The sequence below is a fragment of the Pandoraea sp. ISTKB genome (assembly GCF_001721285.1).
Lineage (GTDB): Bacteria > Pseudomonadota > Gammaproteobacteria > Burkholderiales > Burkholderiaceae > Pandoraea > Pandoraea capi.
Map to the genome: position 1 here is coordinate 214819 of NZ_MAOS01000061.1, position 11270 is coordinate 226088.

At 65.4% G+C, this 11270-nt stretch carries 8 protein-coding genes; 6 read left to right on the top strand and 2 right to left on the bottom strand.

Annotated features, from left to right (window positions below; all coding sequences use genetic code 11):
• Positions 1 to 52 precede the first annotated feature (52 nt).
• Positions 53 to 1045, bottom strand: a complete 993-nt coding sequence (locus A9762_RS22675) for an AraC family transcriptional regulator (protein WP_083254202.1) — start codon at positions 1043 to 1045, stop codon at positions 53 to 55.
• A 309-nt stretch (positions 1046 to 1354) separates the two neighbouring features.
• Here A9762_RS22675 and A9762_RS22680 point away from each other — a divergent pair, with 309 nt between their 5' ends.
• Genes A9762_RS22680 through A9762_RS22695 form a run of 4 tightly spaced genes read left to right on the top strand, consistent with a single transcriptional unit; the run spans position 1355 to position 8362 of the window.
• Positions 1355 to 3469: a TonB-dependent receptor gene (locus tag A9762_RS22680; protein ID WP_170836305.1), complete on the top strand. Its 2115-nt coding sequence runs from the start codon at positions 1355 to 1357 to the stop codon at positions 3467 to 3469.
• Positions 3470 to 3483: 14 nt separating this feature from the next.
• Positions 3484 to 4782, top strand: a complete 1299-nt coding sequence (locus A9762_RS22685) for an MFS transporter (RefSeq protein ID WP_069344231.1) — start codon at positions 3484 to 3486, stop codon at positions 4780 to 4782.
• Positions 4779 to 6572, top strand: a complete 1794-nt coding sequence (locus tag A9762_RS22690) for an ABC transporter ATP-binding protein (protein WP_240493676.1) — start codon at positions 4779 to 4781, stop codon at positions 6570 to 6572. Before A9762_RS22685 ends, A9762_RS22690 begins: the two co-directional genes overlap by 4 nt.
• On the top strand, positions 6569 to 8362 hold the full coding sequence (locus tag A9762_RS22695; RefSeq protein ID WP_069344232.1) for an ABC transporter ATP-binding protein: 1794 nt from the start codon (positions 6569 to 6571) through the stop codon (positions 8360 to 8362). The genes A9762_RS22690 and A9762_RS22695 overlap by 4 nt, the downstream gene beginning before the upstream one ends.
• Positions 8363 to 8470: 108 nt before the next feature.
• Here the strand turns inward: A9762_RS22695 and A9762_RS22700 are convergent, their stop codons facing one another.
• Positions 8471 to 9295, bottom strand: coding sequence for an SDR family oxidoreductase (locus A9762_RS22700; RefSeq protein ID WP_069344233.1), 825 nt, complete (start codon positions 9293 to 9295; stop codon positions 8471 to 8473).
• 296 nt (positions 9296 to 9591) lie between these two features.
• Here A9762_RS22700 and A9762_RS22705 point away from each other — a divergent pair, with 296 nt between their 5' ends.
• A complete protein-coding gene (locus A9762_RS22705; protein ID WP_069344263.1) occupies positions 9592 to 10539 on the top strand; it encodes a GlxA family transcriptional regulator in 948 nt (315 codons plus the stop codon).
• A 420-nt stretch (positions 10540 to 10959) separates the two neighbouring features.
• A partial coding sequence (locus tag A9762_RS22710; protein WP_206093614.1) for a hypothetical protein occupies positions 10960 to 11270 on the top strand: 311 nt, incomplete at its 3' end.

Below are 11270 nucleotides of genomic sequence, written 5' to 3' on the forward strand. Positions count from 1 at the left end.
ACTGCGCCCATCGCCGTGCAGATCCGCCTGCGGGGTGCGTGTGGCGGCGTTGTCACTTTGCTCGCTTCAGATCCCGGGGGGCGATCCCGAACTGCTGACGGAATGCCGCCGTGAAATGGCTCGCGTTCGTATAGCCGAGATCGGCCGCCAGCGTGGCGATCGACACCCGTTCACTGAGTAGCCGCGCGCGTGCGGCATGCATCCGTTCCTTCTGAAACAGGCCGTAGGGGCTTTCGCCGAACTGGCGGCGAAACTGCCGGGTAAGCGTCGGCTCGCTGATGCCCGCGACGGTCGCCAGCTCTGCGAGCAGCGGGGCTTGGCTCAGGTCCGCCAGCAGGAAGTCGCGGGCACGTTGGATTCGGGCATCGTCCTCCGGCGCGTTGACGGCACCCGGGTGCGCCTCCAGAAACAATCCCACAAGCGTCATCGCCTGACCCTGGAGCCAGAGACGGTGACGTGCCGCGGGCGTCGCATTCGCCCCGTGAGCGTGCAAGGTTCGGCTCACCCATGAGGCCGCAGCCACCAGTTCCGGGCTGCGATGCCCGGTCGCGTAGCCACCGGCGGCAAGCAGCCGCTTCAACGCCCGCCCGTCCCAGTCCCGCAGGCGATCGGGATGCACGGCGACGGTCAGGTTGTGCAGCGTGCCCAACTGCCGGTAGCGGCCCTTGCGCCCTGGCCCGTAGCTGATGTTGCCCGAGCAGGCCTGTACGTCGAAAGCGCGCCCGACCCCGTCGTCGAACTCGCACGTGGCCCGGCCATGCAGATGACAGTTGAAGCTGAAGTTCACGCGCTCGCTGTCGTCGCACAGGGCGAGATCGAGCGGTTGCTCGAAGTGCCCGCGCCAACTCAGCAGTTCCACGCCTTGCTGCACTTCGTAGCGCAGCACCTGATAGGCGTTGCCGCGCGCAACGTGCGACGCATAGGTGCCCGCCACCAGCCTCGACACAGGAAGGTGGGGAATGCGTGATTCCGCGTCCGGCGATGACGTCGCGGGGTCGTCTGAAGACGGCGGTGTGCCCGGTTGCGGGCGCTGCTTGGATGCCATGAAAACCTGCCGGTCGATCGGTTCCGGGTGAATCGCTGCGATGTGATCGGATTCGGGTGGAAATGTTAATGGGAATCATTAACATTTGACGCGCTGGCACCGACATTGTCAATCGGCTTCGATGACGTCTGTCCTTCGGTTGCACGGGGTGCATGCCGTGGCGGACGTATGCGTCGGGTGCTGGCGAGTCCGTTGCTCTCTTCGTATCGGTGCCCGCCGTCCGGCGGGGCGCGACGCCCGAGGCAGCGCCGATCGTTTTCCTTGGGAGAGGCTGCAATGGCAGCGCATGCCAGCCACACGACCCGCAGTATGAAAAAAACACCCGGAGCATTTCGCTGGAATCCGCGTCCGTGGACCCTTTGTTCACTGTTCCTGATCGCTCAGGCATCTCACGCCGCACAGAACGAACCGTCGGACGTTGCCCTGTCGGCGGTGAACGTGACAGGCGACAGTGTTGTCGACGATCCGGCGCGACAACCGTTTGGCGTCACGAGCATTGGCGCGAAGGCGATGGCGGAGCGACGGCTCGAGACCGTACAGCAAGTGCTTCAGTCCACGCCGGGTATCAGTGTGAACACGTCTGCCGGCGCGCTCGATAACAACGTCTATATCCGTGGCGTCGGCTCGCTTTACCAGAGCAGCAGTGACGACCTGATCTACGGCTTGAGCATCGACGGCGTGCAGGTGCCGTCGCGCTATCTCACGCTCGGCACGCTCGACGTCGCGAACATCAGCGTGCTCAAGGGGCCGCAGGGGATGGCGACGTCGGCCAGCGGTGCGGCCGGGCTGATCGATATCGAACGTCGCCGACCAAACGCGCCTTACACCGGCTATCTGCGCACGGAGGTGGGGCAGGACGGCAACAATCTGGAAGAGGCGGCTTTTGGCGGCCGATTGGTGGACGGCATCAATGCGCGCATCGCGTTTCGTCACAGTGGCGAACATAGCTGGGTGAACAACAGCCGCACCGGCGATCCGATCAGCAAGCCCGATGACCTGTCCTATCGCGCGAGCCTCGGCGGCACGCTGGGCAGCCGTAATTTCTTCGAGCTGAACGCGTCGCAGCAGTGGATCGAACAGACACCGAACCTGCTGGTGCTGCGCCCCTACGGCCAGACCCCGCAACTCGATTTGCCTTCGGACGTGTACAAGAACGACAAGCAGAAGCTCGGCTTGTACTCGTTGCGCGTCGGTCATGATTTCGACGGCAGTCGCGTCAGCGCGACGAGCGGCTACACGACGATGGACTTCAGCCGTGTCGTGGCGTACGACCAGAATCTGTATCAGGCGCTCTACGGCATGCCGTCGTCGTATTGGCAGACCTATCGTGGCACGGAGCACGTCTTCAGTCAGGATCTGCGCTGGGAATCGCTGCCCGGAGCGACGATCGCGTGGAACCTCGGCGGGTACTTCTCGCGTGGCACGCGCTCGAACAATACCGCCAACAATCCGCCCGCTACCGGTGATCGCGCCACGCGCGACTATGAGACGCGTCGCTACGCGGTATATGGCGAAGTCAGTTATCCCATCCTCGATGCGCTGACGCTCACGACCGGTTTGCGTCACGAATGGACGCGCCGTGAATACGACGGCCGCTATGGCGGTTTCGACGGATCGGTGACTCCCGACCATCGTAGCCTCGACGATAGCTTCACCACCGGTCGCATCGGGCTCGATTACGCACTTACCTCGGCAACGCACCTCTACGGGTCCTACGCGCGTGGCTACAACCCCGCAGCGTTCCAGGATTACGCGGGGCAGGTGGCCGATAGCGCGCCGTATCAGGCCGCGCAAATCAACGCCTACGAACTCGGGTTCAAATCGGCCAGCAGCGACCGGCGCTTCGAACTGAACGGCGCGTTGTTCTTCACGACGGTCAAGAACAACCAGCTGCTCGTCTATAACACCAACACGTTCGTGAGCAGTGTCGTCAACGTCGATTCGCGCAGCAAGGGGGCCGAACTGGGCGGGACGTGGCGACCGCTGACCGGGCTGACGTTGTCCGCGTCTGTGGCCTACACCAATGCGCAGATCACGCAGACGCTGGAGACGTCGTCCGGCACCATCGCCACCGGCAACCGGGTGCCCGACGTGGCGCGCTGGTCGGCATCGCTTCAAGCGCAATATCAGCACGCACTGCCTGCCTTTGCCGCGCTCACGTCACCGGTCCTTCGTGCGAGCGTGAGCTACTTCGTGGCGTCCAGCCGTGCGGCCGACCCGCAGAACCACTTCGATCTCGGTGGTTACGGCAAGCTCGACATGCGCATCGGTCTGCGTCAGGGGCGAGGCGAAGCCTATGTCTGGGCCGACAACCTGCTCGACCGTCAATACGACCTCTATGGCTATTACGGCGCGCCTGGTGTGACCTACGGTGCGCCGTCGCGCCGCCGCATCATCGGCATCGGCTTTCAATATGAACTCTGAGGGAGCGTGAAGCGATGACGACTTCCCCGATAGATCCGTTGCGTAAGGCGGGCCTGCAACCCTCGGTGTGGTGCCTGCTGGGCAGCCTCTACACGACGCAGTCCGTGGCGCTGATGTTTTTCATGGGCGCGTTCGTTGCCATCATTCGCGAGAAAGGGGCGACGTTCGAGCAAATCAGTCTGGTGTATCTGGTCGGCATGGTCTGGCCGCTCAAATGCCTGTGGGCGCCGCTCGTCGACCGCTTCCGCATCGGGAGGCTCGGTCACTACCGAGGCTGGCTGATGCTGATGCAGGCGGGCATGGTGGCCGCGCTCGCCGTGGCCGCCTCGCTCGACGAGGCGCGCGACTTCACTCGCATCTACGCGCTGTGTGTGCTGATCGCCTTTCTCTCTGCGACGCAGGATATCGCCGTCGACGGGCTGGCGTGCCGGATACTCTCCAGCGCCCAGCGAGGGCTCGCCAACGGCGTGCAGATCGCTGGGGGGCTGCTCGGCAATCTGCTGGGCGCGGGCGCGGCGCTCGTCGTGTATCACTACGCCGGTTGGCGCGTGAGTCTGTACTGGCTGGCGGCCATCACAGGCATCTCGCTCGTGCAGTTGCTCTTCTATCGCGAGCCGGTAACGCAAGCGCAGATCCGTCGGGCGCTGGCGCTCGGACGCTTCGTCACGTTCTGGCGCCAGCCTGGCGGACTGCGTTGGCTGTTGTTGCTGATGTTCTATACGGTGAGCAGTTCGCTGGCCTACGCCCTCATCATGCCGATGCTGGTCGATGCCGGATGGTCGCTCTCGCGCATCGGGCTCGTCGTCAATGTGTTCGGTTCGCTGGCGGGGGTGATTGCCGCCGTCGGTTGCGGCGTGTTGCTGCGCGGGCGGAGGCGTCGTCATGCGCTGATCCTGGCGGCTATCGTTCAGGTCGTCGGCGTTGCCGCGGTGGCCGTGCCGTTGCTGGCGCAGCCGACAGGATTCGTCCTTACGGCGATGGTCGGGGTGTACTTCTTCTGTTACAACCCGGCGGCCGTCGTGCTCGCGACCGTCATGATGGACCGCACTTCGTCAGGCAGCCCCGCCACGGACTACACGCTCCAGTTCAGCGTCAATCAATGCTTCGCGCTCGGTATGGTGTCGATCGGCGCCGCGCTCGCCGCGCCGCTCGGTTACCCCGGTGTGACGGCGTTGGCGATGGCGGCGGCGTGGCTCGCCGTGGCGCTCGCCGTCGCGTATCGGGAGTCGTCCGGCGGCAATGCTGGCGAAGTCGAGGGTGCCAAAAGGACGGAAAGCACGGAAAGCACCGGAATGGCGGAGGGCGTGGCATGAGCGCGCAGCGTCTGACATTTCTCGGATTGATGATCCGCGGGGCGAGTCCACTGGCCTGGGCGTGCGTCACGGCCATTCTGTCGGCTGCGTTGAGCATCGTACCGTTCTGGTTCCTCTACCGGATCGCTGCGCAATGGCTCGGGCCACATGCCGATCCCGACGAAATCTGGCGGCTTGGCGGCTACGCGCTGCTGGCGCTGGTGCTGCGCTGGGTGCTGATGGCCGTGAGTCATGTGCTCGCCCATCGTGGGGCGTTTGCTGTGCAGCATCGGCTGCGCCTCGATATGGCGCGTCGGCTCGGCGAAGTCCCGATGTCGTTTTTCTCGGGACGCGGCTCGGGCAGCCTGCGTCGTACGCTGACCGACGACGTCAACAATCTGGAGGGTTTTCTCGCGCACATGCTGCCGGACACGGTCGCCAGCGCCACGGTGCCGTTCGCCGCGCTGGCGCTGCTGTTCGCCGTGGACTGGCGGCTCACGCTCGCAGCCCTGCTGCCACTGCCGCTCGCGATCGCGGTGCAGACGGTGCTGATGCGCCGCGCTGCCGGACGCATGCGGGAGTGGAGCGCGTTGCAGCGCAGGATTGCCGATCAGGTCGGGGAGTACGTGCGAGGCATTGCCGTGGTCAAGGCGTTCGGGCGCGACGCCCGCTCTTTCGGCGCGCTGGCGGCAAGTTTGCAGGGGGCGGTCGCGTGGGTGCAAGCGTACGCGCGCGACAGCGCGGGCGGGTGGGTGATCTTCACGGCATTGCTGTCGGCGAACGTCGTCACGGTCGCGCCGCTCGGCGCATGGCTGGTCTGGCGCGGCGCGCTGACACTGCCGGTGTACGTTCTGTTCCTGCTTGTCGCACCGACCGTGCTGCTGCCGCTCCTGCGCCTGACGTTCTCGCTCGGTGAACAGTTGCAACGCGCGGAGTCGCTGGCGCGCATCAATGACGTTCTGACGTCCCCGGTGTTGCGTGACACCTCGCAGGCCGGCATCTCGCAGGCAAGTGATGGCGACCTGTCGGTGTCGTTCGTCGACGTGCGTCACCGCTACGGCGAGCGTCGTGCGCTCGACGGCGTGAGTTTCCGGGCAGATGCCGGAACCCTGACCGCGCTCGTTGGTGCGAGTGGCTCGGGCAAGAGCACGCTGGTTCGACTGCTGCCGCGCCTGTACGAGTACGAATCGGGCAGCGTCAGCATCGGCGGGCGCGACGTGCGCGACTGGCCGCTCGACGAGTTGCTGGCACGCATCGGCATCGTCTTTCAGGACGTGTTTCTCTTTCACGGCACCGTGGCCGAGAACTTGCGGCTCGCGCGCGTCGACGCCACGCAAGCGCAGTTGGAGGCCGCTGCGCGGGCGGCGCAGGCGCATGACTTCATCGTGGCATTGCCGCAGGGCTACGACACGCCGCTCGGCGAGCGCGGCGCACGCCTCTCGGGCGGGGAACGCCAGCGTCTGTCGATTGCGCGGGCCATGCTCAAAGACGCGCCGATTCTCCTGCTCGACGAAGCCACGGCCAGTATCGACGCCGAAAACGAAGCGGCGATTCAGGCGGCGTTGCAGACACTATGCCGGGACCGAACCGTGTTGATGATCGCGCACCGGCTACGCACGGTCATGCATGCCGATCGCATCGTTGTGCTGGACGCCGGGCGGGTGGCCGGCATTGGCAAGCACGACGCACTGCTGCGCGATTGTGCTGTGTATCGCCGTCTGTGGCACGACCATGAAGCCGCACGCGACTGGGCGCTGGAGGTGCATGCGCCCATCCGTCATGACGCACCAACGAAGGAGACGCAAGCATGATCCGGGACCTGATGCTGGCGGGCCAGCGCCTTTCCGGGCAACGAGACCCGAGGTTTGTCCGGGGTGCGGCATGGGCCATCGCCGAAGGTTTCTGGACGGCGATGATGTACCCGTGCCTCTACGGCCTGTTGCTCGATGTCATGACGGGCAGGGCCGCGCCCGCCAGCATTGCGCGCTACACGGCGGGCATGGTGCTGTGCCTGGTCTTGCGAATCCTGTGCGGACGTATCGGCTTGCCGGGATTGTTCGCGGGGGCCTACGCGATGATGGGCTCGGCACGGCTGCGCATCGCAGATCATCTGCGGCGTCTCCCGATGGGGTGGTTCTCACGTCAGCGTGGCGGCGATCTCGGGGCGAGGCTGACGTCCGATCTGGAGCTGATCGAACATCTCTGGTCGCATTTTCTCGGCGTGTTCCTGTCGGGACTCGCGGCCCCGGTCTTCTTGCTGTCATTCCTGTTTCTGGTCGACTGGCGGCTGGCCTGCGTTGTGACGATGGGGTTGCCGATCGCCTGGCTGGCGATGCTCGGCACGCAGCGCGCGATCGTTCGGCCCGGTGCGAGGTTGATGCGCACGAGCGCGATGGCGCACGCGACATTGCTGGAGTATGTGCAGGGTATTGCCGTCGTGCGCAGCTTCGGTCGTTTTGGCGATGCGTGGCATCGACTCGTGGCGGTGCTCGACGCGCAATATGGCGCGCTGCTCGAGGTGGAGACCAAACCCGCCCCCTGGCTGGTGCTGTACGGCTTTCTGCTCGAACTCGGGTATCTCTCGTTGCTGCTCGCCGGGGCGGGCTGGTTGTCGGGCCACACGATGTCGCCCGTCACGCTGGTGGTCTTTCTCGTTGTGGTGCTGCCGGTGTACCGCCAGTTGTTCGAGGTGGGCCTGGCTACGATGATGCTGCGTTTCTCGCGGCGCGCGCTCGTGCGAATCGAGGCGCTGCTGGCCGAACCGGCGCTGCGTGAACCGGTGCAGGCGCGCGTGCCGGACGGACATGACATCGTGTTCGAGCACGTTGGCTTTGCTTACGAAGCCGTCGACGTCGACGTCGACAGCGCTGCCCCGGATTCCCGAGCGGCGCTCACCGACATCCATTGCACGCTGCCTGCCGGCGGACTGACCGCCATCGTCGGGCCGAGTGGCGCGGGCAAGAGCACGATGGTGCATCTGATTGCGAGGTTGTGGGATGTGCGTCAGGGTGCCGTTCGGCTAGGCGGTGTCGATGTCCGCGAGATCGGTACGCAGGGGCTGCAATCGCGAATCGCCTGTGTGTTTCAGGACGTCACGTTGTTCTCGGGCTCGGTGCTGGACAACCTGCGTATCGGACGCGAGGACGCCTCACGAGAGGAAATCGTCGAAGCCGCGCGCCGTGCGCAGGCGCATGCGTTTATCGAAGCGTTGCCGCAGGGCTACGACACCGTGCTCGATGAGGGGGGGAGTTCGCTATCGGGCGGGGAGCGTCAGCGGTTGTCGATCGCCCGCGCTTTGCTCAAGAACGCGCCCATTCTGTTGCTGGACGAAGCGACGGCCAGCGTCGATCCGTCGGCGGAGGCGGAGATACAGCGTGCGATTGCCGAACTGGCACGAGGGCGTACGGTCGTGACCATTGCACACCGGCTGAATAGTATCCGGCATGCCGACCGCATTCTGGTGCTTGAGGCGGGGCGTCTCGTCGCGCAAGGCACGCACGACACGCTGCTCAGGCAAGGCGGGCTGTATGCGCGCTTGTGGGAGCGCCAGCAGCAAGCGCGTGACTGGCAGTTGCTTGCCCGCGAGGCGCCCGGTCGGTAATTGCGGGCTTTGCCGCTTGCGCGCCCATCGTTGTCCGCGTCTATCGTGTCGATCGACCGTCCATGCGCCTGCGCCGACCTTCGGCGGTGCGCATGGACGGCGTCACCGTCAGGCTGCGTGGGCGGCAACGTTCACGCCGTAGCGTTGGCCCGGGGTGCGGTTGCTCAGGCCGCCCGACATCTGGCGACGTGCCGTGTCGAACGATGTCCACTCGGCGCCGTCCTGCAACGGCGGGATCGTGACGCTCTCACCCTGATCGAGGCCGGACAGCGCTGCGTCGACCAGATCGGCCGACGTCATCAGCCATTCCTGCGGCAACTCGCTGTGCGACTTGCCCGCGACATCCCAGAACTCCGTCACCGTGGCGCCCGGCAGCACGGCTTGCACGCGCACGCCCGTGTCGGCAAGCTGATGCTGCAACGATTGCGAGAACGCCAGCACGAACGCTTTCGAGCCGCCGTACACGTCGTTGAGCAACTCCGGCGCGATCGCGACGATGGAGGCGATGTTGATGACGGTGCCGTGTTTGCGTGCCACGAAGCCGGGCACGGCGGCGTACGTCAGCCGTGTGAGCGCGGTGATGTTCACTTCGATCATGTCGGTCATTTGCTCGACATCCGCTTGCAGCAGCGGCGCGACCGCGCCGAAGCCCGCATTGTTGACGAGCGTGTCGATGGTGGCATCCTCGCGCAATCGCGCGGCGACAATGTCCTGACCTTCGCGAGTGGACAGGTCGGCGCTCAGAATGTCGACCTGACGACCGGTTTGCGCGTGGATGCGCTCGGCGACGTCGCGCAGACGCGCCGTGTTGCGAGCGACGAGAATCAGATCGTGCCCGCGTCGGGCGAGGCGGTCGGCATAGATGGCGCCGATACCCGACGAAGCGCCGGTGATCAGGGCGGTGCCCGGGGAGGTTTGGGACGTTTGGCTCATGATGGTTCCAGTTCCTGTGCGTTGGGTCTTCGGACGTCGATAGCGTCGCCGGACGGTAAGCGCGGTTGTCGGCCTGTCTGGCGTGTCACTGCGTCGATGGCTTCTAGTGTGGTACGCACGGCGCTTGTCTTAAATGACTAGAAAACCTCCTTTTCAGACAAACTTGTCCGACGTGGGCGCCACCGGCCCACTACAATCGACGCATCGGCAGCCGCGCGGTCGTGGCTGCCTGTGCCCGGGTGGGTGTCCCGTCCTCTGGCGATTTCTTTGCCATGGCCTTCGCGCCTTTTTCAGTCATGACGAAACGTATTGCGCTGGTGGTGTACCCCGGTTTCCAGATGATTTCGCTGGCGGCCATGTCGGTCTTCGAGATCGCGAATTTCGGGCGCGACGTGCCGCTCTACGAGGTGTCGACCGTCTCGGTCGAGGGCGGGCTGATCCGGGATTCGGCGGGCATTTCGGTGGCAACGGAGGTCATCGGGCGCAGCCACTACGACACCGTGCTGGTGGCCGGCGCGACCTACGTCGTGCCGACGGAGCCGGAACTGGTCGAGGCGCTCAAGCGGCTCGCGCCGAAGGTGCGGCGCATCGGGAGCATTTGCTCGGGGGCCTTCGTGCTTGCGGATGCCGGTCTGCTCGAAGGCCGCCGTGCGACGACGCACTGGGGCCAGGCGAGCGCGCTGCAACAGCAACATCCGGACGTGCTCGTCGAGGACGACCGCATCTACGTCAACGATGGGGCGGTCTGGACGTCGGCCGGGATGACCGCCGGTATCGATCTGGCGCTCGCACTGGTCGAGGCGGATTACGGCAGCGAGATCGCGCGTGAAACGTCGCGGCTACTCGTAGTGCACTACCGCCGCACCGGCGGACAGTCGCAGTTCTCCACGCTTTCGGCGCTGGAACCCACATCCGATCGGGTACGTGCCGCGCTCGCTTATGCGCGCGAGCACTTGCGCGAACCGCTGTCGGTCGAGCAGCTTGCGGCGCAAGTGCATTGGAGCGCACGGCATTTCAGCCGTGAATTCACGTTGCAGACCGGACTCACGCCGGCAAAGGCTATCGAGAAGCTGCGTCTCGAGGCGGCGCAGGCACTGCTCGAAGCCGGGGAGGCGTCGATTGCGCGTGTCGCGAACGTGACCGGATTCGGTGACGAAGAACGGATGCGACGCGCGTTCGTGCGCACGCTGGGCAAGCCGCCGCAAGCGTTGTTGCGTGAGGCGCGCGAACGCATGCGCGCCTGAAACGTCCGACACGCCCGCACGCGACTCATACCCGTCTCATCCCCCGTTCCGCCCGCGATCATGACGAATTCGTCCATGCGGTCGAGGGGCTTTTTGCGCCCTGTGGCTTTGTAAGCGTTTCATGAACGATACGTTTTCGGCAGGGTGTCCCTCGATGTCTCGCAAATTGAGTTATTAATTCTTTTTTAATCAATGGGTTAGGTCGTCTGGCACGGAATTCGCGTATGTGAATCGTGTATGGCGAAGCGCCAACCCGGATCTTCCGCAGGCTCTTGGCAAGGGACTCCTGTGCATCGTTGCACGGGCGGGATCTCTATTGCCCGCGTTTTCCGCTGATGCGCTCTCGTCGTAACGCTGCACCTTTTGGCGGGGTGCGGCGTGTTCCGAAGTGAGTGTGTGCGCGTGCGCGGGGAGGGGACCATGAACGGGTTCAAGGCGACTTTGGTAGGGGCGGCCGCAGTGGCGATGCTGTGCGGCATTTCGATCAATGCGTCGTACGCTGCCGGTGGTGGCGGGGGCGGACGCGGCGGTGGCGGCGGCATCGGCTTCGGCGGTGCTGGCGGCCTGGGCGGGTTAGGCGCCTTCGGCGGCCCGAGCGGCCCGGGCGGCGGTGTGGGCATCGGTATCGGTGGCGCAGGCGGCTGCGGCTGCGGCGGGCACGGCGGCGGTCCCGGCGGTGGCGGCGGCGGTGGCGGTGGTGGCGGTGGCGGTGGTGGCGGTGGTGGTGGTGG

Coding starts and splice junctions, on each gene's coding strand:
- A9762_RS22675 (WP_083254202.1), bottom strand. CDS start 1,045: ATGGCATCCAAGCAGCGCCCGCAACCGGGCACACCGCCGTCTTCAGAC.
- A9762_RS22680 (WP_170836305.1), top strand. CDS start 1,355: ATGAAAAAAACACCCGGAGCATTTCGCTGGAATCCGCGTCCGTGGACC.
- A9762_RS22690 (WP_240493676.1), top strand. CDS start 4,779: ATGAGCGCGCAGCGTCTGACATTTCTCGGATTGATGATCCGCGGGGCG.
- A9762_RS22705 (WP_069344263.1), top strand. CDS start 9,592: ATGACGAAACGTATTGCGCTGGTGGTGTACCCCGGTTTCCAGATGATT.
- A9762_RS22695 (WP_069344232.1), top strand. CDS start 6,569: ATGATCCGGGACCTGATGCTGGCGGGCCAGCGCCTTTCCGGGCAACGA.
- A9762_RS22700 (WP_069344233.1), bottom strand. CDS start 9,295: ATGAGCCAAACGTCCCAAACCTCCCCGGGCACCGCCCTGATCACCGGC.
- A9762_RS22685 (WP_069344231.1), top strand. CDS start 3,484: ATGACGACTTCCCCGATAGATCCGTTGCGTAAGGCGGGCCTGCAACCC.